The following is a 22,624-nucleotide window of genomic DNA, read 5'->3' on the forward strand; positions in this document are numbered from 1 at the left end:
GAGGAGTCAGATATGTCAGGCAAATTCGCTAATCAGGTTGCAGTCGTCACCGGGGCATCCACAGGGATCGGGTTTGCAATTGCGCAAGGTTTGATTGCCGAGGGAGCCAAGCGTGTTTACATCACGGGTCGTTCTGCAGCCACGCTGGAGGCGGCGGTGGCAAAGCTAGGCGACAGAGTCGTAGCGGTCATTTCCGATGTCGCCAGCCAGGCTGATCTCGATAAACTCAAAGCTACAATTGAGGCGCGCGATGATCAGCTGGACTCAGTGTTTGCCAACGCAGGTATTTGCGAAAAAAATCCGCTGGGCGAGACCACTGAGGCGGATTATTTCAACATGTTCGACATTAACGTGAAGGGCGTCTTTTTCACCGTGCAGACGTTGATGCCGTTGCTGAAAAATGGCGCTTCGATCGTGTTGACGGCCTCTATCTGCTCGAGCAATGGCATGGAAGGACTGAGCCTCTACAACGCATCCAAGGCTGCAGTTCGCTCCTTCGCCAGGACTTGGGCCAACGAGCTCAAAGGTCGCAAGATTCGAGCGAATGTCCTTAGTCCTGGTTTCACCCGTACCCCTCTGATGGATAACGGTTTGAAGATGAGCGAGAGCGACATTGCCGCGCTGCGCCAGCACGTCGAGCAGATCACTCCGCTGGGGTATATGGCCCAACCTGAAGAAATCGCCTCGTCGGCGCTGTTCCTCGCATCCGCCGATGCGAAATATGTCAACGGTGTGGAGCTGATGGTCGACGGCGGCCTGTCGCAGATCTGAGCACTTGCTCAACCGTAGGGCAGCCCTCGCAGAGGGTTGCCTTTGTCGCTTTTGCGAAGCCTCAGCAGGAAACTTCATCATGAACATTGAAGAATTGACCACCCGACTGGACGCACTGGAAAGTCGCGCCGCCATCGAGTCGCTGATCAGCACCTACGCCAATGCCTTCGACCGCATCGACGCCTCGCTCCTGAGCGGTATCTGGTACGAAGAATCGACACTGGATCTACCGGGCTTCGGCCAAGCCGGAAACCGTGACGAAATACTCGCGATGGCGCAAAACAGCTGGCGCCAGATGTCACATATGCACCACTGGATGGCCAACCCGTTGATCGAAATCAAAGGTGACAGCGCGGTGGGTACGGTGGCTGCGGATTGCCTGTTCCATGACATTGAAAAAGGCCCGGTTCAAGTCAGCGGGCTGTACTACGACAGGTTTGAACGTCGGGACGGAAAATGGGCGTTCCTGTCACGTCGTTTTGAACTGCACTTCCTGACACCGTTAAATGATTGGGTACCCATAGCCGGCGAAGAAAAGTATGCGCCGGTTGAGCATCAGAGCCTGAGCAAGCCCTCAGAAAGTTGACCTGCTCGCATGACCCTCGGTGAGGGCAGTGAACGCCAACCACCGCCCGTTGATATCGTTCAAGCTCCAGGGAATGACAGCGAAAAACGGATAATCCCAGGCTTTGGCTGTTCGACACGCACGTGACCTCCATGCAGTTGCATGATTGCCACGACGATGGCGAGGCCAAGGCCGTAGGAGTCGGAGTTCTGGTGGCGAGACGCATCGCCGCGGTAAAAGCGATCGAAGAGTTTGCCCAGGGTTTCGTCGCTCAGCACAGGCCCTTGGTTCTCCACTTCAATCCGTGCACCGCCTTGGGTTTCCATCACCCGCATGAGAATCTCGGAGCCCTCGTAGGCGTAGCGAATCGCGTTCGCCACCAGGTTGCTCAAGGCTCTGCGCAGCAGCAAGGGGTCAGCACGCACGTTGCCATCGCCTGTTATCTGAAAGGTCATTCGCCGCTCTTCAGCCAATCCTTCAAAATATTCAGCAATGCGCTGTGATTCGGCATGCAGCGATAGTTGCTGGCGCTCCACCACTGCTTGCGCTTCATCGGCGCGCGCAAGGAACAAGATGCTTTCGACTATGCGCGAGATCCGTTCGAGCTCTTCAAGGTTCGAAGCAATCAGTGCCTGGTAGTCGTCCTCGCTGCGGCGCTGGCGAAGGGCGACCTGGCAATGCCCCATGAGCGACCCAACCGGCGTGCGGATTTCATGGGCAAGGTCAGCGGAAAACTGCGTCAATCGCTGATAGCCCTGGGCAAGGCGATCGAGCATCGCGTTATAGGCGTCACTCAGCTGTTGCAGTTCAATCGGCGTATCGGCCGCTGTCCATGCGGCTGTGGAGACGCTCGGGTGTTATGGCTGCCGCATGGGCGGCCATTTTGCGCAACGGACGCAGCCCTCGACGCAGTACCAGATAACCCAGCAACGCTGTTGCCAGAAAAGCAAGGGCAACGGCCAGGTAGATACGCTCGCGATACGCCGCGAGCATAGCCATTTCCTTGCCCATGAGGTGCGCTGCCGTCAGTCGGACTTCACGTCCACCCGAGGTCGTGACGACGGTCGCGGCGCGCAGCATTGTTCCCGAGTCGGTCACGCCGCTGCGCAGGTCACTGACGCTCAGCTTTGTATCCTGGCCGATCACCGGCAGTTCAGGCAGCGTGACGTTGAGTGGATTTACCTGGATTATCGGTTGCTGCCCCGGCTCTTCAATGATGAAGATGTCGTCTTCGCTGTCGAGCATGTTCTTGAAAATCTGCGGGCTGTCGCGCAGCTTCTCGATGGCGAGCTCGTAGTGCAGCAGCTTGCGAAAATGCTCCAGACGGCCCATGACCGCATGATCGCTGTATACCAATACCGAGGCTTTCATCGTCTGATACAGATAAACACCCGCACCGGCCACGGCCAGCATCGCTACCATGGAAAACGCCACGGTCGATCGCAGGGTCAGAGAGGGTTGGCGTCGGGACCGCATGGCCTCACCTCGCAGACATAGCCGATACCGCGAATGGTATGGATCAGCTTGATCGGGTAGGGATGGTCGACCTTGTTGCGCAGGCGCTTGACCGCTACGTCCACCACATTGGTATCGCTGTCGAAATTCATGTCCCAGACTTCCGAAGCGATCTGTGTCCTGGACAGCACATCGCCTGCCCGACGCAGAAACAGATGCAGCAGGGCAAACTCCTTGTTGGTCAGCATGATCAATTGCTGTTGGCGTGTAACGCGGCGACGAACCAGGTCCAGCTCCAGGTCGGCGAGGTGGAAATGGTCGGCTTCGCGCACTACACCGCGACGCAAAATGGTGCGGATGCGTAACAGCAGTTCGGTAAACGAAAAAGGTTTGACCAGGTAATCATCGGCGCCCAGTTCCAGGCCGCGAATACGGTCATGCAACTGGTCGCGCGCGGTGAGGAACAGCACAGGTACGTCTTGTCTGGCGCGTAAGAGCTCAATGATCTGAAACCCGTCAATCCCGGGCAACATCACGTCCAGCACGATCAGGTCGTAGGGTGTATGTAAGGCCATGTGCAGGCCGTCGGCGCCATGCTGGGTCCAGTCAACGTTGTAACCGGACTCGCCGAGCCCTTTTTTGAGGTACTCACCTGTTTTGGTGTCATCTTCGATCAGCAGGATGTGCATCGTGAGGCGCGCTCGGGTCTCTTCATGAAGGGGTTCAGCCAGCGACATTGGTATCTCGGCTGTGCAGTGTAACGAGATGAGCCGGCGCAGTCGGTTACATTTCTGTCATTCATGGGTATGGGCTGGCGAATGACAGAAATGTCATTCGGCGGTCATCGTGACGTCCCGGTCTGCGGTCGAGGATGGCGACACATCAACCCATGAGGAATCGTCGCCATGCAACTCAAACACGCCCTGTCTACCACATTCGGTTTGTTGATGCTCAGCGCTGCCGTCATTGCCACCGCGGCCGACATGCCGGTCATCAAACCGTTGCGCGGTACGGTGGAGAGCGTCAGCAACAACACGCTGACATTCACTGTCCGCTCCGGCGCCCAGCAGACTATCGGACTGACAGACAAGACCGGTATCAACCGGGTATCGAAGGCCAATATCGACTCGATCAAATCCGACAGCTTCATTGGCTCGGCGGCCATCCCGCAGGCCAACGGAACATTGAAGGCGCTGGAGGTCACGGTATTCGACGCCAGCCTCAAGGGCAGCGGCGAAGGTCATTACGGCTGGCAGAACGCGGATGGCAGCACAGGCACCATGACCAACGGCACCGTGGGCAAATTGTCCAAAGCTGACGGCCGCACATTGACCGTCAACTACAAGGGCGGCGAGAAACAAATCGTCGTACCGGATGATGTGCCAATCGCCTACGTCGAGCCAGGCAAAGCCGATGAACTGGTCAAAGGTACGAAAATTGTCGTGTTCCCCGCCGCAGATGGCACCACCGCACGCGGCATCGCGGTCGGCAAGGATGGCTTCCAACCACCGATGTAATCACCTGAAAAGGCAGGGGCGCTGCCGTTTGGCAACGCTCCTCTACATGGATGGTTCGCAAGGGGAAACACGTGAGACAGAAAAAGCTTCATCCCTGGCCGGTTCGCCTCACCCACTGGCTCAACGCCGCCTGCATGGTCTGCATGTTCATGAGCGGTTGGGCCATTTACAACGCCTCGCCACTGTTCGACTTCAGGTTTCCGGTGGCGGTGACCGTGGGTGGATGGCTGGGTGGGGCGCTGGCCTGGCATTTCGCATTCATGTGGCTGCTACTGATCAACGGCTCAATTTATATGCTGTATGGGTTCGCCAGTCGGCATTTCCAACGCCAGTTGCTGCCCATCGGGCTTGCCGCGTTGAAGCATGATTTGACGGATGCATTGTGCTTTCGGCTGGTGCATGAAAAGGGTGTCTATAACGCAGTGCAGCGCCTGATGTACTGGATGGTGCTGGCGGCAGGCGTGCTCGTCGTCATCTCGGGCGTGGCGATCTGGAAACCCATTCAACTTCAAGAGTTGGTCGCGCTATTGGGCGGCTATGACGTCGCTCGCTACGTACATTTTGCGGCGATGGCGGCGATTGTTGCGTTCGTCATGATTCATCTTGCGTTGGTAATGCTGGTGCCCAAAACCCTGCTGCCAATGATCACAGGTGGAGTGCGGTCTCTTGATACCGGGAAAAATGGCCATGACTGAATCCAGAAAAAGAACTGTTCAGCGCGTCAGACTTGAGCCTGCGCAACAACTTGAACTGGAGAACATTCAACGCCGCCATTTTCTTCGTGCCGGCTTGACCGTGGGCGCGATGTCGATGCTGACCGGTTGCAATCTGCAGGACGGCGATCAGGTCGACAAGGTCCTTTGGGCCATGTCGCGCTGGAACGATCGGGTCCAGGCCTGGCTGTTCAGCAGACATAAACTGGCGCCGACCTTCACCCGCGCGCAGATCACTACGCCATTTCCGTTCAACGCATTCTATGGTCAGGACGATATCCCTGAAGTGGACCTCGCCAGTTACTCGCTCGCTGTCTCCGGCCGGGTCAGGGACAAGGCTCCATGGACACTCGAAAGCTTGCGCAAACTGCCGCAACGTAGCGATATCACTCGGCTGATCTGTGTTGAGGGCTGGAGCGCGATCGGACAATGGGGAGGCGTACCGCTCAAAACCTTCCTGGAACACATCGGTGCCGATACCACAGCGAAATTCGTCGGTTTCAAATGTGCTGATCGCTATTACTCCAGTCTGGACATGCCGACGGCCTTGCACCCACAGACACTGCTGGCGCTGGATTACGCTGATGTCGCGTTGCCGCCCGAGTACGGCTATCCGCTGCGGGTTCGAGTACCCACCAAATTGGGCTTCAAAAACCCCAAGCATGTTGTCGAAATTTTCGTGAGCAACGACAACCCGGGCGGGTATTGGGAAGACCAGGGATACAACTGGTTCAGCGGGATCTGATGGCGCAAAAACTGAACAGCCACGCCAGGAATGCTGGCGAGACTCATGACACCAGACCTGATATGAGGCGTTCCCATGACCGATATATCTGCGGTACCGCCAGCTTCATCAGTGTTACCGACTTCAGAAAACAAGAAGCGGGCAACGACCCATAGTGCAGATTTCCAATCCCAATTGCAGGCTCAGTGCAGATCACCTGTGCAGGAGCCGGATACAACCCGCGCTCATCTGTTATCGGAATCGACCACAAACCTGTCATGCCGGCCGGAGATGCGAGCGCTGCTTCAATCGTTGCCATGGCGAAGGAACGCCGACGGTTCTTTCAGCAGACCGGGCCGATCAGTGCCAGGTACGCGAGCCAGTGGCTTGGATATTGCGGACTTCAACTTCCCTGATCGAAACATTCTGGATAGCAGTGAGATTATCAAACACGCCTGCGGAAATGAGGAGGGTAGACGGCCCTACTCAAAGTCCTTTGATGAGCGAATCGTGTGTACTTTCAATGGCGAGGAAAACGAATTCTCTTCTGACATGATCTACAAAGAGGGATTGAATGCGTTCGCTACCGCAGTGGCTCTTTCCCCGATAACCCTCACCTGGTTACCGATTGAGATTGTTAGAGCACCGCTCCGGTCGCCTGGCATACGGATTTTTCGCCGTCGCAAGTCCTCTTCAGTCGAGAGCCACCTTCTCGACAAGTCAATTTCAGAGTAAGGGCGTTAAACGGGCGGATCTCGATAGCTCTTTCGCCACGGGGCTAGTATTTCTATCGAGAAAGCAGCTACGCCAATGCTCGCCTTTATTTATTAGTGGTCTGTCGTTCGCTTACTGGCCGGGGTTTCTAGCGTGGCGAATGCGGTTTTATGAGGCTGGGTCCCAGTGGCCCGATTGGACTCCGTTCTGGCACGTGAGTTAGCTTTCGTATCCGTTTATATTTTGGGCTCCACAACCATGGCTGATCGTCAGATCATTGTTCCAGATGGCATGAGATTGCTCTACGAGCGTGCTGGTTATGCACCAGCTGTAAAGGTAGGAAAGACTCTTTACTGCGCTGGTCAGGTAGGCCGGACGCCGGAATTATCAGTTATCGAAGACCCAGAGCAGCAGTTTTTGGCAGCTTGGGACAATCTCCGGCTCGTCTTGGAAGCCGGCGGGTGCGAATTTGAAGATGTCGTCGAAATGACAACTTATCACGTCGATATGCACCGCCACATGCCAATTTTTAGACGCGTGAAGGATAACGTCTTTCCTCGGAGCACTTGTGCATGGACATGCATAGGTGTCGGTGAACTGGCTCGCCCCGGCCTTCTCGTGGAAATCAAATGCGTCGCCGTAGAGCGATAACTTTTCTGATAGGCACCTGAATATACAAATCTTGGATGGGTGTTCATCTATGCGGCAGCTGATATGAAATTTCACTCGCCCGCTGTTCGGCAGGCACGCCATCCGCGCGTTCCCAAGCCTACTGGCGACGGGCAAGACAGGATTGTTTGAAGCTCAGTGTGATGACACGAAGGGCGACGGGGTTGTCGGTGTCGGCAACGCATAAGTCTGCTTCATCCACGCCACCTCTGCTATCGGTGTGCGTCCGAAGAGGCGCTTGAAATCGCGGCTAAATTGCGAAGCACTTTCATAACCCACCAGAAATGCCGACTTGGCCGCTGTCAGGTCGTTACGCAGCATCAGTAATCGCGCTTGATGCAACCGCGTCGACTTGAGGTACTGCATAGGCGAGGAATCGGTCACCTTGCGAAAATGTAGATGAAAGTTAGGCACGCTCATCTGCGCTTCCTGGGCCAGGATTTCTACATCCAGATGCTCGTGGTAACAGCGGTGGATTTTGTGAATGGCGCGCGTCACCTTGCCGAACTGACCCTGCTGGGCGATAGCCGCGCGTAGGGTACCGCCTTGTTCGCCAGTGAGGATGCGGTAGTAGAGTTCGCGCAACATCGCTGGGCCGAGGATTTGCGCGTCGGTGCAGTCGCCCATGACTTCTAGAAAACGCAGGGTCGACTGGCGCAGCGGTTCGTCCATGGGCGAGGCGTACATGCCCATAGGCTGAGCCACGCGGATGTTCCATACGTCATCTACCTGCTGAATCAGCTCGCCGGCCAGATTGAAATCCAGACGTATGTACACCGCCAGCATTGGCTCCGCCTCGCTAGCGTCGGTCTCCATTGTAAAAGGCACTGGCACTGACACCACCAGATAATGCTGGGCGTCATAGATGTAAACTTCATCACCCAGATAGCCGCGTTTCTGCCCCTGACAGAGGATGACGATGCCCGGTTCATATAAAACCGGCGTGCGCGTCAGCGGCCGGTTGGAACGCAGAAAACGCACATCATCCAGCGGACTCAGGTTGTAACCCTCTAGCGGTGCAAGCTGGCCCATCAACTGCACCATACGCGCTGTGTTCGGGTTCTTGGATTTCGGCATCGATTGCACGTTCTCCACTTTCATGCTCAGCCGTCCGTAGAACAGCTAAGGGCTTCCCATTGCTCAATACTCTCTGCCGTCCGGTGCAGCTTGTCACGCACCAGAGCCAGGGCGTCGCTGCCCAGCAGCAGTTGAGCCGGCGGGTGAGGGCTAGCGATAATAGTCATCATGGCGCGTGCGGCTTTCTGCGGGTCGCCCAGTTGATGGCCGCTTTTTTCCTCACGGGCTTTTCGCACCGGGTCGAAAGTCGCATCGTAGTCACTGATGCTGCGCGGCGTACGCTGCATCGAACGACCTGCCCAGTTCGTTCGGAAAGACCCCGGCGCCACGGCCGTAACAAAAATATTGAAAGGTGCAAGCTCCTTGTTCAACGTATCAGAGATGCCCTCCAGGGCAAATTTGCTGCCGCAGTAGTAAGCAATGCCTGGCATGGTGATATAGCCCCCCATGGACGTGATATTGAGGATATGCCCCGCCCGGCGCTGGCGAAAATACGGCACAAACGCCTTGGTCATCGCCACCGCGCCGAATACATTGACGTCGAACTGACGGCGCATTTCCGCCAACGACGACTCCTCGAAAACCCCTTCGTGGCCATAACCCGCGTTGTTAACCAGCACATCCACCGGGCCATACTGGTCCTCAACAGCGGCGACCACGGCGTCGATGGCATTAAAGTGGGTAACGTCAAGCACCACACCATGGGCTCTCTCAGGCAAGAGCGCCTGGAAGGTTGCCAGAGAGGATTCGCTGCGAACGGTGCCGATCACTCGATGGCCCTGAGCGAGAGCTTCCTTAGCCAGGGCCTGGCCAAAGCCGCTACTAACGCCAGTGATAAAAATGGTTTTTTCTGCACTCATGGGGCGCACTCCTGAATATATAAGGTGAGGCCATGCTAGGGCGGAGAGTGGTTGGGAACTATGCCTGATTCGATTTTAGTATTGCCTGATTCTATCGGAGTGCTCGGTGAGCAACCTGAAATCTGGTGGCAAAAAAACAAGGTCAAAGGAAGAAAGGCGACGGACTTATTTACCCTGCTCTAATGTCTGCTTCGGGTCGCAAGTCGTCTTTCGGTAACGCTGATGTGCATGCGGTCTGGCCGAAGGTGTCGCACCTGCGCCCCAAGGTTCGGTATCTGGTCGATGAGTTGGTCAAGTTGTGTTCGCATCGGCAGTAAAGGCTGTACGCGCAGTTAATCGCCGAACAGATCGAACATCAGTTGTCGGAACCATTAATTGGCGGGGCCCGGTTGTATTTGCCGTGCCAGAACAAATTGATGGCGATTTCGGGAAGGCAACGGAACTGACGGGCTGGGAAGTGAATGGATCTCCATGGCTATGAAAAGCCAGAAATAATCAGCTAAACAGCCTGCCGGACGAAACCTAAAGACTCTCAGGATCCCCAAAAAACATTTTGACTGCGCTCTAGCACGCTGGTTTCGGCCTGAAAAATTGGAAAGATACCCCCAATGGTACCCCTAGTCGCACATCAAGGATCCAAGATCGAGAATGGCGATTGCTGACAGAAGTGGGGGATGGAAGAGCCTGGCGCTCAGTGTACTCCGAATTGGGATCTAGCGAAGGGCCAGGGCCTATGCCAAGGGAGGTACAGATGTTGGCATTTATCTGTAGTTGCGGCTGCCCGTACAACCGCCAGTCGGATGCCCGCCAGCTGGAGGTGCTCGGCCCGGCGAGGTATCAGTTGCTGAAAGTCTGGCAAAAAACTCGACGACTTCTAAACGCCAACCGGAGAGTGTATGACTCTGGACTAGATGAAAGAACGGGATGCAGCGGCTTTGCTAAGATCGCCGATCGCCGCATGACCGATAAACCGCGTTTCCACGTCATCCTAGGTACACCGCTCCGGAAACCCCGGCGGAACCAGTGCGCAAGCGCGTGCGTGCGATGCCCAAGCCCGCGCTGATGGTTCAGTGCCACCGCTGCGGAGGCCGTGAGGTCATCGAAACTAAGATCGGCGTGATGATGAAGAGCGGCAAGCCAACAGGCGGGATCCAGGCGCTGATTTGAGTCTGCTGCCTAATCAAGGCTGAGCGCGTCATTGTTTCGTGATCGTTGACTGAGGGAAGGGATCTGCATATACAGTCCGTTCTTTCTATTGTTGGTTCGATAAGTCATGAGCGAAGAACGAGATATTCCCGAGCCCGAGCACGACCACCTGCTCGATCACGAATTCCATGATGACGAATCATGGGGCGAAGAAGACGCTCAAGCAATTTTTGACGAAGAAGGCGAAGCAGATGATGACGTTGATTTTCTTGATCAGATAGATCAAGAGGACTGACCCGGGAGTATCTAACGGCTTCACGACACGCCACTAACCTAAATGGCCCGTCTTTCCGTAGGCACGGTAGAGTGTCGATTGCAGTGGGCACCGTTCCAAAGGACTGTTCCGTATAGCTTTTCTGTGCCCCTGCAAGCATGGGGTGCTAGGGGTCGAGTGTTCGAATCACTCCGTCCCGACCATATAATTCAAGGGGTTGCGAGATTTTATCTCGCGACCCTTTTTTATTTTTGATCGTTTTTACCCCTACAAAACGACTGGCTTTGGGTGGAATCCTCACCTCTTTCGGAGGAGATGGGCGCAAGATTTCTGGGTGCCAATGTCCCCCCGCAGTAATTTCGGCGATGGAGGGCAGGGATGGACCTAGTTGACGGCTCGTCAGGCAGTTTTCAGCTTTTGCTGTGGGGGTAGCTGATGGCGACTACTTGCCTCGCTCGTGTTGGCGCTGATACCGAATTGACCCACTGGCCGAGATGTCACTGACCCAATCTGATTCCTTGCGAACCATTGCCTGTGCTGGATTTGTACCGATTGGAGGTGGGTCAGTCTTGCGTCGGCACGTGGATCAATTCGGCATCGGCGCCAACAGTCTTGCTATCCATGTCTTCACCCATCATCCCTTGGATGGGCGGCAAACGCCGTCTGGCCGATCGTCTTATTCCGCTGTTTCCGCCTCACGAATGCTACGTCGAAGTTTTGCTGGCGGCGCGGCGCTGTACTTTATGCGACCCCAGGCGGCGCCGGTGGAAGTGCTCAATGACATCAACGGCGACTTGGTAACGTTGTACCGCGTGGTGCAGAACCACCTCGAAGAGTTCGTGCGCCAATTCAAATGGGCGCTCAGCTCACGGCAGGTGTTCGAGTGGCAGAAGATGACCCGCGTCGAAACTCTCACCGACATCCAACGTGCCGCGCGATTTTTCTACCTGCAGCACCATGCCTTCGCCGGCAAGGTCTCTGGGCAGACCTTCGGGACCGCCACCACCACCCCGTCGATTAATCTGCTGCGGATCGAGGAAAACCTTTCGGCCGCCTGGCAACGCCTGTCCGGCACCTACGTCGAAAATCTGCCTTGGCTGGACTGCGCCGAACGTTACGACCGTGCCCATACCTTTCACTACATGGACCCGCCGTACTGGCAGACCGCAGGGTATGGGGTGGACTTTTCGTTTGAAAACTACGAACGCATGGCGGATTTCATGCGGCGCTGCAAGGGCAGGGTGATGGTCAGCATCAACGATCACCCCGACATCCGCCGGGTGTTTGAGGGCTTTCACTTTGAGATGTTGGACATCCGCTACACCACGACCAATCAACGGCAGGGCAAGGCCGAGGTCAGTGGTGAACTGGTGATCATGAACTGGGAGCCTGAAGCATTGGGCGGGCTTTTTTAGTTCCACTGCTACCACAAGACGTGCAAGCTAGAGTGTTTTAGTGTAAGCGTCCGGCAAACCCGTCTCGACACCTATTTTCTAGGAGTGAGCTTACTGAGCGGCGGATTCTCGACCGCAATCAAATGTGATCGCGCCTCATCTCGGCCCACTCGATCAATGCCTGGATTGACGGCCCGAGGGCATGGCCGATTTGGGTGAGCTGGTACTCCACCCGGGGTGGCACTTGCGGGTAAACCGTGCGCAGCACGATGCCATCCTTTTCTAACTGCTTTAGCTGTTGAATCAGCATCTTCTGATTTATCCCCTCGATCAGCTTCTCTAGATCCGAGAAACGAAGCGCACCTTTGGCTGCGAAAAGCTGGCACAAGATGATGATTTTCCATTTCCCTTCCAGCACGCGAAGAGTCTCAGTCGTTGCTTCGGCCCAATTCAACCGATTTTGCGGATCGCCGCAATCCCAATCCCGTTCCATTTCTTTCTCGAAGGTGTGCTACTCACCTTTTGGTAGGTACTTACCATTATTACATCAGCCGCCTAGAATCGGTGCAAGCAAACGATTACTGAGGCTTAACCATGAAAATCGGCATCATTGGAACGGGTAACATCGGCGGCACCATTGCTCGTAAGCTAAGAGCTGCTGGCCATGAGATCCGCGTGGCAAATTCTGGAGGTGTCAACGGCGTTCGTGCATTCGCCGAAGAAATCGGAGCGGAGCCTGTAGACGTTCGGGGCGCGGTGGACGGCGCGGATGTGGTAGTGCTGTCGATACCTCTGCCAGCATTGAGCGCACTCCCTTCTGACCTATTTACCTCCGTACCCGACAGCATCCCTGTTGTGGATACCAGCAACTACTACCCTGGTTTGCGTGACCCGCACATTGCTGAAATTGATCAAGGGATGACAGAAAGCGTTTGGGTGACGAAGCAGATTGGGCGACCGGTAATCAAAGCTTTCAACAATGTGCTCGCCTACACATTGGCAGAGTTGGGCGTTCCGGACGGTACACCAGGTCGCTTGGCAGCGGCGGTAGCGGGTGACGATGAGAAAGCCAAAGAAACAGTGATGACTCTGGTAGATCAGGTAGGTTTCGATCCGGTTGACGCAGGCTCGCTTGAGGAGTCCTGGAGGCAACAGCCGTCTACACCAGGCTATTGCTGTGATTACGATGCTGAGACTATGCGCAGGGCTTTATCAGTGGCTATCAGGGGGCACGCAGCCGCTAAACGAGATCGATTGCCTGAGCATTTCAAGTGGCTCGGGCCGAACCCGACCCATGGCGACGTGGTAGCCATGAATCGATCATTCAATCCACTCGACTAAGGTTTTTTGCTGAGCATGGAGCAAGCTCAAGAATGACTGATCGCTTGAGACGATGAGTGAGTCCAGCATTGGGGTAACAACATTCCAATCTCACTTGCCCGCTGTGTCGGCAGCCGAGTCAGCACATCTTTGAGATAGGCATACGGATCGAGCCCATTCATGCGCGCCGACTGGATCAAGCTCATGATTGCTGCTCCCCGTTTACCGCTGCGCAGCGATCCGGCGAACAGCCAGTTGGAACGACCAAGCGCCCAAGGCCTGATCGTGTTCTCGACTGGGTTGTTGTCGATGGGCACAGCACCATCAGCCAGGTAGCGCGTCAGCGCTACCCAGCGTTTCAAGCTGTAGTCCAAGGCCTTGGCCGTAGCCGATCCGTCGGGCACCAACTCGCGCTGAGCCAGCATCCACTCATGCAGCTTCTTTGCGATGGGCACCGCTATTTCCTGGCGCAATCGCCTGCGGTCTTCATCGCCCATTTCCTTGGCTTGTCGCTCGACCTCATACAAGCCACCGATTGAGTGCAGTGCCTGTTCGGCCAGTTGGCTTTTGTTCGCCACATTCAGGTCGAAGAACTTACGGCGTGCGTGGGCCATGCAGCCAATTTCGGTGATGCCCAGCTCGAAGCTGGCCTTGTAACCGGCGTTATGTGTTGCAACACATAACGCGGGTTATGTTGCGGCCTGAGTTATGTTGCGGGGGTAAGAGGCGCCGCCTCCCAATCGGGAGTTCGGCGCAAAAAGTGGCACATAAATTCTTGCTACAGCCCTCGCATGAACGCCATGAGAGATGCTGAATTCGGTCGCAGGCGCACAGCCTCAGGCACATTTGTGACGTCCAAACATGCAAGCGCCTTGGCCTTCATTTCGAGATCGACTTCCGCGTAGATGTGGGTTGTGTCCAAGGAGACATGCCCCAGCCAAGCCCGAATTGTATTGATATCGACCCCGGCTCTTAACAGGTGAACGGCGGTCGTGTGTCGAATAGTGTGTGGGCTCATGCGCCTGCCTTGCATGGATTCAACCCACTTGCCGGCTGCTCGGCCATACACCGACACAACGCGATACATGCCGAATCGAGTCATGGGATTCCCTGTACGACCTATGAATACGCGATCCTCTGTTCTGCGCTCGACGATGAGTGGCCGGAGCGCTGTAGCTGTTACTGCCCACAGGGGGCAGACGCGCCATTTGTTTCCCTTACCCAAAATGCGCACGGAGGGGGAAGGCCCAAGTTGCAAATTACCAACGCTGAGGCAGGCAGCTTCATCAGCGCGGGCGCCAGTGTTGTATAGAAAAAGCAAAATCGCATAGTCCCGTGCACCCTGGCTCGTAGCTCGATTAGGAGCCCGGAGCAGAGCCTCCACTTCTGGCTTGTCGAGGTAGTGGATGACTGCCTGGGTAGTTTTTTTGAACGGGATAGAACGGATCTCTGTGCACCACGCCAAATGCTCTGGCGATCGCATAGCAATGAAATGCCCTAGTGAGTGAATCGCGCAGAGCCGCTGGTTGCGCGTGACGATGCCACAACCGCGCTCGTGTTCGACGTGTTCAAGGAATGCGCGCACGATGGCGGGCGATATGTCGAGCACCGACAAATGGTCGATTGCCACCGAGGCTCTTCGACTGACAAATGGAAGCAGGAGTGTCAGCGTGTCGCGGTAACTGATCTGAGTGTTGTGGGAAAGGTTACGCTCGGCGACCAGATACTCCAACAAGAAGCGACGTACCCATGCCCCGAGGCGATTGCGGTCAATCATGATCAATCTCCTGCCCTGAATAAATGGCAAATCGGCGACTCGCTTCGTGCAACAGTTCGGGAGTCATATGCAAATAGCGCTGGGTCGACCTTATGTCGACATGCCCCCAAATACGTTGCCAATTGCGGCAATAGCCGCTGTATATCCTTACCGGCGCGATACCATCCCAGTACACGATGAACGGCGGCTGTATGCCGCAGATCATGGAGGCGCGGAGGCCGTAGCTCGCCAGTTGGGCTAGCAATACCTGCCGCCAAACGAACGCGTTGGAACAGAGTTATGACGTATTGGTAGTTCAGGCGATGGCCAGTACGAGTGCACAGCAGGGCAGAGTCTTGGCCTAGTGGAAGTGCTAGCGCGCAACGTTGTCGTAGATAGACTCGCAGTTTCGATGCCAGCCTGGGCCCAATCGGCACCAGCCTTGTCTTATAAAACTTTGTGTCACGAACGGTGATGATTCGCTGCTCGAGGTCGACGTCACAGAGGTTTAGTCTGATCGCCTCTCCGACGCGCAGCCCGGCACCGTAAAGGATCAGCAGCAGTGTTCTGTATGTCACAGCTTGAAGGCGACTGAGCGAGGTACTCAGTATGACGGTGGCATCTAACAGGTGCTGTATTTCTGCGGTGGCATAGACATAGGGAGTCTGTGCCGGTGGAAGCTGTGGTGGTCGTTCCGGCAGGGGCTGGATCGTTGTGTGGCCACGTGCGATTGCGAAGCGATAAACGCTAACAAGTAATCCTCGCTTCGTCTTCCACATAGCGCTTAGCTCACCGTGCCCGTGCAGAAATGCGGCTACGGCCTCTGGAGTAACTTCGGGGAGCGGTAGGTTTCCAGTCTCACGTGCAAACTGACGCAGCACTCTGGCACTGCTATTCAGGCCCACGCCTTGGGCACGACGGATAGCCACGTAGGCATTGACTACGTCCAAGGTTCTCATTGCAGGTCTCCCAGGTCGAAGTCACCGACTTCACGTAACGAGACCAGATCAACCTTGGTGTACGTCATTGTTGCCGATGTGCTGCGGTGGCCAAGGTGGTCGCCAATTTCCTTGAGGCTCAGCCCATTGGCGAGCAACCTGGCCGCGCATGCATGTCGAAGCGCGTGCGGCCCCAAATGTGCAGCTTGTATGTTGAGCAGACGCAATCTGCCGCTGACGATGCTGTATAGACCTGCAGCGGAGATGGGGATTCGCGGCGCCCGAATTCGGATGAATATCTCAGGGTGCAGTACCTTCGGACGCACTGTGTCGACGTATTGCGCTAATGCCTCAGCCACTGTGGAGACCAATGGGTAAACCTGCGGCTGACGGCGCTTCAATCGCCAAATACGCAATTGGCGAGCAGCCCAGTCGATCTGATCCAACCGGAGTGCGGCAACTTCTCCCCGGCGTAAGCCGTAGATGGCGAGAAGCATCAGAATGGCTCGGTCGCGCACATCGCGTTCAGAACTTGAATTTGTAGTTGCGAGTACTCGCTGAACATCCTCCCAGCTCATTGCATAGGGAAGTGACTCCATGGCGTAATGTCGCGGGGAACGGATCGAGTCGGCCAATGTACTGCTGCATGTTCCCTGCGTTGCCGCGTAGCGCAGGAATACCCGCAACATTGTTGCGACGTGCCCTGCCGAAATTCGCGACCACCGTTGCGCACCGTAGGTGATGAAGTAGGCATCAATATCCTCGGGGCTAAGCGTCGAAAATCTGCGGCCTGTGTTGAAGCACCAGCGCAAAAAGGTTGCTGTTCGACTGCGCCATTGACTGATGGTACATGGTGTCAAGCCGCGTTCATCCCGCATCCACGAGACGAAAAGCTCAAGATTCTCCTCGAATGGAATTGGCTCCGCCGTTGGCTCTTGCCACCAGCCTAGGAACTTAAACCAAGGTCTTGCGGTGTTTATCAACGTCGTAGCAGTTGCAGGAGAATTGGCCGGCAATGGCCCTTCGTGAATGATCTGGCGCAGCCGTGACGAATTGATTGCATTGAGGTCGCTTGGCTGCACCCGCTCGGCGATCCAAAGCAAGCAGCACGCCTTTAAGTAAAGGGAGGCATGCGTACAGCCCTGCTCAGCACAGTGCTGTAGATATCGCTCGCGTTCAGCGGCCAGCGACCCCGCACGATGGCGTTTACAGGCAGCGTTTGAAGAATAGATATTCTCGAACATGGCAGACACTCCAGGGATGAAGGTCTACCAAGGCGCTGCAAGTTATGTTGCGTCAATCGCCTATCGACAATAGAGAAACTGCCTATTCGCCCGGTCGGGATCACATAACTCAGGCCGCAACATAACCCGCGAAGTCATCGCAAACCAGCTTGCCGCTCCACGTGCCAAGGAAGTTACGCGCATGCTCGCCAGCGCGACTTGAGCTGAAGTCGTAGACCACAGCTTTCAGTGCCGAGAACGGCGTTGTGCAGTAAGCCCAGACATAGGCGCGGTGCGTTTTCTTCTCGCCCGGCGCCAACATCTGTACGGGAGTTTCATCGGCATGTACGACTCGCTGGGCTAGTACCGCTTCGCGCAGTGCATCCACCAACGGCTGGAGTTGCACGCCGGTTTGTCCTACCCACTGAGCCAGTGTTGATCGCGGGATGGCCAAGCCTGCTCGTGCAAAGATTTTTTCTTGCCGGTACAGCGGCAGATGGTCGGCAAACTTGGCGACCATCACATGAGCTAGCAGCCCGGCAGTAGGGATGCCCTTGTCGATGACTTGGGCTGGCACCGGTGCCTGGATCAGCGTTTCGCACTGGCGGCAGGCCCACTTCCCACGTATATGCTGCTCAACGGTGAACACGCCCGGTGTGTAGTCCAGCTTTTCGCTGATGTCTTCGCCTATGCGCTGAAGCTGGCAGCCGCAAGCGCACCGGGTGTTCTCTGGCTCGTGACGAATGACGGTGCGAGGAAACAGCGGCGGCAGTGGCGCGCGTTTGGGCTTTTGGCGGGTTTCGTCCGGCGTCGGGGCGGGACGAAGCGCGTTCAGTTCTGCCTCAATGGCCTCAAGGTCGGTGTTGAGCAGGTCATCCAGCAAACTGCCTTGTGCCGGGCTTATCTGCTCGCTGCGCTTGGCAAACTTGTGGCGTTTGAGGATGGCGATTTCGTGAGAGAGTTGTTCGATGATCGTCTCGTCACGATGGATTTTTCGGCTCATGGTGTCGACCTTCGACAGCAACTGCGCAGCGAGCGCGCGCAGTTGGTCGGGTGTCATTTGGTCGAGATTGGGCGAGGAAGTCATGCCCTGGATTTTACCAAAGCAACTCATCCGCCACAGCTCAAACGCAGGACTAAATCACTGTAATGACGCCGTTAGCGCCGACCCGTTGCCACGGCAAGCCGAGCACCAGCGCTTGCAGTTGTTCGGCGTCAAGTTCAACTTCCAAGCCGCGATGAGTACCAGGCCAGTGAAACTTCCCTTGGTTCAAACGTCTTGCGGCAAGCCAGATGCCCACGCCGTCATGCACCAACACCTTCATCCGGTTGGCTCGGCGGTTGGCGAACAGATAGGCGCAGTGCGGCTTCGCCGCACCGAACACTGTCACAACGCGGGCCAGCGCAGTTTCGGTGCCAGCGCGCATGTCCATAGGTTCGGTGGCGAGCCAAATGGCATCGATGCGGATCATTGCGAGAGGCTGCGAATGAAGCGTGCGCAGCCGTCCGGGTCGGAGCTGGGCCATTTGACCGTGATGGATTTGTCGCCCAGCGGCAGTGTGATCACCGCCGCATCATCAGCGTGCCGTTTAGGCATAGGTTGCAGCGGTACAAACGCCGGAAGTGGTGCGACGGGTTTCTCACGGTAGATCGGCAGCCACTTGCGGATGACGTTGGCGTTGATGCCATGGCTGATGGCGACACTGGAAACTGAGGCTCCGGGTTGCAGGCATTCTTGCACGACCTGGGCTTTGAATGGTTTCGGATAAGAGCTTCGTTGGCGCATGGAAATCCCGATTCAATAAGGGTAATCGCGTCCGCTTAAAAAGAGGCGGACACCATCGCCCTTAATTTCGGATTTCTGAAGGTGTGTTCGCTGGCCGCTTACGGAGAAGCAGGTTGAAGGGCAAACTATCCGCATGACGTTGATGCAGTGACCTTGAGTACACAGGGTTGTGGTAATGCACTGATAACGAGCTAGCATTCAAGGCCGTCTGTAGCGACAGCTGAATTGTGTTGAGTACGAGTCAGTTTTCAAGAAATGGGAGATTCTCGTCTCGAATGAGGCGAGCAGCTTCATCGTATAGAAACGGTAGGAACATATAGCGGCAACCTTGGGTTACAGGAGTGGCTTCGTGCAAAAGCGAACACGAAAATACCACAGCCCCTCCAGTTGGGGCGCTGTACAGAGCTTTCCCAAACTCTGGAAAATGCAGAAAACCGCCTTCGTACTCTCCCGAATTAAGAAACAAGGAAACGGCAAAACGGCGGTGCGCAGTACCTTTGGTGGTGTTATCCCGATGGGGCCGGAAATACCCACCTTCCTCGCTGTTGTAGCAGGCCACCAGGTAGCGCTCCATCCGCGTGGCATTGAACTGGAACGCTTTATGTAGCTCTGGAAGCAGGCGGTTGGTTATGCGCAGCTCGCATGCTTTGGATAGAGCCTCGTCCTCAATCATGCAGTCGCGACGTTGTTTGTGGCTATGGTCGGTGACGTGGACGGTCTTACCCGATCTATCCACCATAAACCCGGACTCGTCCCCGCCATGTTGGTCGTAGTAACTTATTAGCGCTTTACACAGCGCGGGCTCAAATACACGGGGAATCACTAGGACGGGGGCGTGTGGAGTGGCCACATGTGTGGGGGCCAGAGCGGGCAATCTATCCAGAAAGCGCATTAGCGAGGGCACGTGGTTATCAATTGGCGTCTCTATCGGAACGATGGCCAGGACGCGTAGTGCTGGATCCAGCACATAGGTCATAAGCCTGATGCTGCCGTCTGGCTGCAATGTACCGTAGAGCTCACTAACTGACCGGTCAAAATCCCAGATGAAGCGCATGCCAGGTATCGAATCTTTTACCCGCTCCAGCTTTTCATCATCGGGATCTATGGAAACACCAAAGAAGCAGACTTGATCATCATCGAACCGCTGGCGATGAGCCCGAATACCTTCCAAAATTTTAATGGATGTAGGATCTGCTGCAGAGCCTAAGAAAGAAATCACTATGTACCGACCCGCCACAGTGTCGAAACAAAAGCGCTCTCGTAGTTGAGTGCGGCAGTAGAACCAAGGAGCAGGTTCACCGACTGAAAACGCCGTGGCGCGCATAGCAGCTCCTTGCCGGTGGGCAGTGGATCATTATTAGGAGTAAATCCAAGAGGCACATGCCAAGCACTGTCTCTTCCCTAAAGGTGTCGCGTACAAATGGGCTTATGGCTGCTGCCGGCTGCGATGCCGAAGCAGAGAGACCTCACGGCTGTCGAAGCTCGTAGATAAAGCTAGTAGATATGTATACGTTCGGCAAAGTCATCCCTCTGTCAGATATTGTAATAATTACCTCACATGAGCCCCTCCGAAACATTGTAGGATTTCATCCCCAATTTTTTTCAGGTCTATATGAACACCCTTCTGGAGCCTCCCAGTAGCATTTTTCACCCCAAATCCCGTATCAATTCATACTTTTTTATTAAGCGTCGGTCGCGTTTTTTACCGCCGATGAGCCTCGACATTCCGTCTCTGGGATTCTCAACGCTTACCTTTCCCAAGACGAATGGTGTCACCTCCAAAGCTTCGCCTCCTTGCATACGCTCCGAGAAGTCTTTCTCTCCTGCTACTTTTGCCCTCAACACACATTCCCCTCTCTCGAGCAGGGATACGGTTGTTTGTGCAAATCGTTCATTCACCCTAACTCTTTGAGAGATTGAATAGTCCCTATGGAATGGATTGCTGATCCCACGGCATGGCTTGGCCTGCTGACCCTGATCGTGCTGGAGCTAGTGCTTGGCATCGATAACCTTGTGTTTATTGCCATCCTGGCAGACAAGCTACCGCCCGAGCAGCGAGATCGTGCTCGTGTCATTGGCCTCTCCCTTGCGTTGTTGATGCGCCTTGGCTTGCTGGCCAGCATCTCCTGGATGGTGACCCTGACCGAGCCGTTGTTCGAGGTCTTCGACAAGACGTTCTCGGGCCGTGACTTGATCATGTTGTTCGGTGGTGTGTTCCTGTTGTTCAAGGCAACGATGGAATTGCATGAGCGACTTGAAGGGCATGTGACCGAGCGCTCAGGTAATGCAGCCTATGCGATGTTCTGGCCTATCGTGGCGCAAATTGTGGTACTGGATGCGGTCTTCTCGCTGGACGCGGTGATCACCGCTGTGGGCATGGTGGAACATTTATCCGTCATGATGATTGCGGTGGTGATCTCGATTGGCCTGATGATTATCGCCAGTAAGCCACTGACCAACTTTGTCAACGGGCACCCAACCGTCATCATGCTCTGTTTGGGCTTTTTGATGATGATTGGCTTCAGCCTCACGGCTGAGGGCCTGGGCTTCCACATTCCGAAAGGCTATCTCTACGCCGCGATTGGTTTCTCGATATTGATCGAACTGTTCAATCAGGTGGCTCGTTCGCGTCGCAAGAAAAGCTTGCAAGGTCGTCGCCCTATGCGTGAGCGTACCGCGCATGCCGTGATGCGTTTGCTGGGTGGCCACAAGTTGGGGGCCGATGAGGTCGGTGAAGAAATTGCTGACATGCTGTCAGGTGATGAAGCCGAACAGGTTTTCCACCGACGGGAACGTGTCATGATTAGTGGAGTGCTTCAGTTGGCGGAACGCCCTATACGCGGTGTTATGACCCCTCGTGCAGAAATCGACCACATTGATTTGGCCGATTCTCCAGAAGAAATCCGCACAACGCTGATGCACTCGTCATACTCCAGATTGCCGTTAATCCGGGAGGGACGAGTTGATGAGCCATTGGGGTTCGTCCACAAGAAGGAACTGCTGAAAGAGCTGTTGGCAGGTAACCAGCCAAACCTGGAAACCATGGTGCGTAAGGCAATTAACTTGCTGGACAGCTTCACTATCCTCAACGCGCTGGAGCAGATGCGTAAAGAGTCGACTCACATCGCTTTCGTGGTGAACGAGTTCGGTGACTTCATTGGTCTTCTCACCATGACCGATATCCTCGAATCCATTGCTGGTGAACTGCCGGATGCCAGCGAAATTGATGGCCCGAATATCGTTGCTGAGGATGGAGGGTTCCTCGTCAGTGGTGCGCTGAATCTCAGCCAGGTTCACGAACACATCGGTTTCCAAGCGAAAGCGACCGATGACTATCAGACGCTCGCGGGGTTGGTCATGAGCTTGCTGGATCGTTTGCCGGTCATTGGAGACAAACTCAATTGGCAGGAGTGGAGCATGACCGTGGTCGAAGTCGAAGAGCGTCGAGTGACGAAAGTGTTCTTGTGTAAAGAGTAAGTGTAGAAAACGAGGCCGCATTTGCGGCCTCGTTTGTTTTCAGGGTGTTACTCGTGCGAATGTCCGTGCTCAGCGCTCTCAGAGGTTGCGCCTTTTTCACCACCGCCGCATGCCGTCATGAGGCCTAGGAAGCAGATCAAGAGCATCGAGCGAATCAGAGTGGTTGGGGTTTTCATGGGAGGACTCTTCAATAAATGGGTGAAATAAATGGTCTATGGTCAGGCTGAGCGCCGAATTTTCGGCAG

20 protein-coding genes and 5 pseudogenes are annotated in these 22,624 nt (G+C 55.5%); 12 read left to right on the plus strand and 13 right to left on the minus strand.

Annotation, left to right across the window (positions count from 1 at the left end; translation table 11 throughout):
• Nucleotides 1-12 precede the first annotated feature (12 nt).
• Both PSEUDOMOFG3G_RS12315 and PSEUDOMOFG3G_RS12320 read left to right on the plus strand, forming a co-directional pair.
• Nucleotides 13-771: an SDR family oxidoreductase gene (locus tag PSEUDOMOFG3G_RS12315; RefSeq protein ID WP_139050086.1), complete on the plus strand. Its 759-nt coding sequence runs from the start codon at nucleotides 13-15 to the stop codon at nucleotides 769-771.
• 79 nt (nucleotides 772-850) lie between these two features.
• A complete protein-coding gene (locus PSEUDOMOFG3G_RS12320) occupies nucleotides 851-1,357 on the plus strand; it encodes a nuclear transport factor 2 family protein (RefSeq protein WP_139050087.1) in 507 nt (168 codons plus the stop codon).
• Nucleotides 1,358-1,416: 59 nt separating this feature from the next.
• On the opposite strand, the pseudogene PSEUDOMOFG3G_RS12325 reads toward PSEUDOMOFG3G_RS12320, so the two are convergent.
• Together PSEUDOMOFG3G_RS12325 and PSEUDOMOFG3G_RS12330 are read right to left on the minus strand one after the other, a co-directional pair.
• Nucleotides 1,417-2,812: pseudogene (locus tag PSEUDOMOFG3G_RS12325) on the minus strand (heavy metal sensor histidine kinase).
• On the minus strand, nucleotides 2,785-3,480 hold the full coding sequence (locus PSEUDOMOFG3G_RS12330; protein WP_139050535.1) for a heavy metal response regulator transcription factor: 696 nt from the start codon (nucleotides 3,478-3,480) through the stop codon (nucleotides 2,785-2,787). The pseudogene PSEUDOMOFG3G_RS12325 and the gene PSEUDOMOFG3G_RS12330 overlap by 28 nt, the downstream one beginning before the upstream one ends.
• 216 nt (nucleotides 3,481-3,696) lie before the next feature.
• Here PSEUDOMOFG3G_RS12330 and PSEUDOMOFG3G_RS12335 point away from each other — a divergent pair, with 216 nt between their 5' ends.
• From PSEUDOMOFG3G_RS12335 to PSEUDOMOFG3G_RS12350, 4 genes are all read left to right on the plus strand, one after another.
• The gene (locus tag PSEUDOMOFG3G_RS12335; RefSeq protein WP_109755454.1) at nucleotides 3,697-4,308 is read left to right on the plus strand and encodes a hypothetical protein; all 612 of its coding nucleotides are present in this window, start codon (nucleotides 3,697-3,699) and stop codon (nucleotides 4,306-4,308) included.
• Between the two features lie 50 nt (nucleotides 4,309-4,358).
• Entirely contained in the window at nucleotides 4,359-5,003 is a 645-nt protein-coding gene (locus tag PSEUDOMOFG3G_RS12340) for a cytochrome b/b6 domain-containing protein (RefSeq protein WP_373685075.1), read from the plus strand.
• Nucleotides 4,996-5,766: a molybdopterin-dependent oxidoreductase gene (locus PSEUDOMOFG3G_RS12345; protein WP_139050089.1), complete on the plus strand. Its 771-nt coding sequence runs from the start codon at nucleotides 4,996-4,998 to the stop codon at nucleotides 5,764-5,766. Before PSEUDOMOFG3G_RS12340 ends, PSEUDOMOFG3G_RS12345 begins: the two co-directional genes overlap by 8 nt.
• A 951-nt stretch (nucleotides 5,767-6,717) precedes the next feature.
• Entirely contained in the window at nucleotides 6,718-7,110 is a 393-nt protein-coding gene (locus tag PSEUDOMOFG3G_RS12350) for a RidA family protein (RefSeq protein WP_139050090.1), read from the plus strand.
• A 153-nt stretch (nucleotides 7,111-7,263) separates the two neighbouring features.
• Here PSEUDOMOFG3G_RS12350 and PSEUDOMOFG3G_RS12355 read toward each other — a convergent pair whose 3' ends face one another.
• On the minus strand, nucleotides 7,264-8,229 hold the full coding sequence (locus PSEUDOMOFG3G_RS12355) for an AraC family transcriptional regulator (RefSeq protein ID WP_257220737.1): 966 nt from the start codon (nucleotides 8,227-8,229) through the stop codon (nucleotides 7,264-7,266).
• Between the two features lie 2 nt (nucleotides 8,230-8,231).
• Nucleotides 8,232-9,065, minus strand: coding sequence for an oxidoreductase (locus PSEUDOMOFG3G_RS12360; protein ID WP_139050091.1), 834 nt, complete (start codon nucleotides 9,063-9,065; stop codon nucleotides 8,232-8,234).
• 221 nt (nucleotides 9,066-9,286) lie between these two features.
• Here PSEUDOMOFG3G_RS12360 and PSEUDOMOFG3G_RS28235 point away from each other — a divergent pair.
• The 4 genes and pseudogenes from PSEUDOMOFG3G_RS28235 to PSEUDOMOFG3G_RS12375 form a co-directional block, all read left to right on the plus strand.
• Nucleotides 9,287-9,382 (plus strand): annotated as a pseudogene (locus PSEUDOMOFG3G_RS28235) (LysR family transcriptional regulator); the annotation flags it as partial.
• A 706-nt stretch (nucleotides 9,383-10,088) separates the two neighbouring features.
• On the plus strand, nucleotides 10,089-10,232 hold the full coding sequence (locus PSEUDOMOFG3G_RS12365) for a hypothetical protein (protein ID WP_171061367.1): 144 nt from the start codon (nucleotides 10,089-10,091) through the stop codon (nucleotides 10,230-10,232).
• Nucleotides 10,233-10,338: 106 nt separating this feature from the next.
• A complete protein-coding gene (locus PSEUDOMOFG3G_RS12370) occupies nucleotides 10,339-10,506 on the plus strand; it encodes a hypothetical protein (RefSeq protein ID WP_171061368.1) in 168 nt (55 codons plus the stop codon).
• Nucleotides 10,507-11,106: 600 nt separating this feature from the next.
• Nucleotides 11,107-11,900, plus strand: a pseudogene (locus tag PSEUDOMOFG3G_RS12375) (DNA adenine methylase).
• A gap of 118 nt (nucleotides 11,901-12,018) precedes the next feature.
• Here PSEUDOMOFG3G_RS12375 and PSEUDOMOFG3G_RS12380 read toward each other — a convergent pair.
• Nucleotides 12,019-12,372, minus strand: a complete 354-nt coding sequence (locus PSEUDOMOFG3G_RS12380) for a helix-turn-helix domain-containing protein (RefSeq protein ID WP_103496976.1) — start codon at nucleotides 12,370-12,372, stop codon at nucleotides 12,019-12,021.
• Between the two features lie 101 nt (nucleotides 12,373-12,473).
• Between PSEUDOMOFG3G_RS12380 and PSEUDOMOFG3G_RS12385 the strand changes: the two genes are divergently transcribed.
• On the plus strand, nucleotides 12,474-13,220 hold the full coding sequence (locus tag PSEUDOMOFG3G_RS12385) for an NADPH-dependent F420 reductase (RefSeq protein ID WP_139050092.1): 747 nt from the start codon (nucleotides 12,474-12,476) through the stop codon (nucleotides 13,218-13,220).
• A gap of 26 nt (nucleotides 13,221-13,246) precedes the next feature.
• On the opposite strand, the pseudogene PSEUDOMOFG3G_RS12390 reads toward PSEUDOMOFG3G_RS12385, so the two are convergent.
• The 8 genes and pseudogenes from PSEUDOMOFG3G_RS12390 to PSEUDOMOFG3G_RS12425 form a co-directional block, all read right to left on the minus strand.
• Nucleotides 13,247-13,861, minus strand: a pseudogene (locus tag PSEUDOMOFG3G_RS12390) (IS66 family transposase); the annotation flags it as partial.
• Between the two features lie 116 nt (nucleotides 13,862-13,977).
• Nucleotides 13,978-14,976, minus strand: coding sequence for a tyrosine-type recombinase/integrase (locus PSEUDOMOFG3G_RS12395; protein ID WP_139050093.1), 999 nt, complete (start codon nucleotides 14,974-14,976; stop codon nucleotides 13,978-13,980).
• A gap of 2 nt (nucleotides 14,977-14,978) precedes the next feature.
• Nucleotides 14,979-15,914 carry a tyrosine-type recombinase/integrase gene (locus PSEUDOMOFG3G_RS28385; protein ID WP_218939008.1) on the minus strand — a complete coding sequence of 312 codons (936 nt, stop codon included), beginning with the start codon at nucleotides 15,912-15,914 and terminating at the stop codon, nucleotides 14,979-14,981.
• Nucleotides 15,911-17,137 carry a tyrosine-type recombinase/integrase gene (locus PSEUDOMOFG3G_RS12405; protein WP_139050094.1) on the minus strand — a complete coding sequence of 409 codons (1,227 nt, stop codon included), beginning with the start codon at nucleotides 17,135-17,137 and terminating at the stop codon, nucleotides 15,911-15,913. The genes PSEUDOMOFG3G_RS28385 and PSEUDOMOFG3G_RS12405 overlap by 4 nt, the downstream gene beginning before the upstream one ends.
• Nucleotides 17,138-17,252: 115 nt before the next feature.
• Nucleotides 17,253-18,203 (minus strand): annotated as a pseudogene (locus PSEUDOMOFG3G_RS12410) (IS66 family transposase); the annotation flags it as partial.
• Between the two features lie 49 nt (nucleotides 18,204-18,252).
• Nucleotides 18,253-18,588, minus strand: coding sequence for an IS66 family insertion sequence element accessory protein TnpB (gene tnpB / locus PSEUDOMOFG3G_RS28025; RefSeq protein ID WP_171061369.1), 336 nt, complete (start codon nucleotides 18,586-18,588; stop codon nucleotides 18,253-18,255).
• A complete protein-coding gene (locus tag PSEUDOMOFG3G_RS12420; RefSeq protein ID WP_139050096.1) occupies nucleotides 18,585-18,902 on the minus strand; it encodes a transposase in 318 nt (105 codons plus the stop codon). The genes tnpB and PSEUDOMOFG3G_RS12420 overlap by 4 nt, the downstream gene beginning before the upstream one ends.
• Before the next feature lie 241 nt (nucleotides 18,903-19,143).
• Nucleotides 19,144-20,226, minus strand: coding sequence for a 2OG-Fe(II) oxygenase (locus PSEUDOMOFG3G_RS12425; protein WP_139050097.1), 1,083 nt, complete (start codon nucleotides 20,224-20,226; stop codon nucleotides 19,144-19,146).
• 605 nt (nucleotides 20,227-20,831) lie between these two features.
• On the opposite strand from PSEUDOMOFG3G_RS12425, the gene PSEUDOMOFG3G_RS12430 reads away from it, so the two are divergent.
• A complete protein-coding gene (locus tag PSEUDOMOFG3G_RS12430) occupies nucleotides 20,832-22,379 on the plus strand; it encodes a TerC family protein (RefSeq protein ID WP_139050098.1) in 1,548 nt (515 codons plus the stop codon).
• The last annotated feature ends 245 nt before the right edge of the window (nucleotides 22,380-22,624 follow it).

Origin of the sequence: Pseudomonas sp. FG-3G (assembly GCF_901007645.1) — a bacterium.
Taxonomy (GTDB): Bacteria; Pseudomonadota; Gammaproteobacteria; order Pseudomonadales; family Pseudomonadaceae; genus Aquipseudomonas; species Aquipseudomonas rhizophila.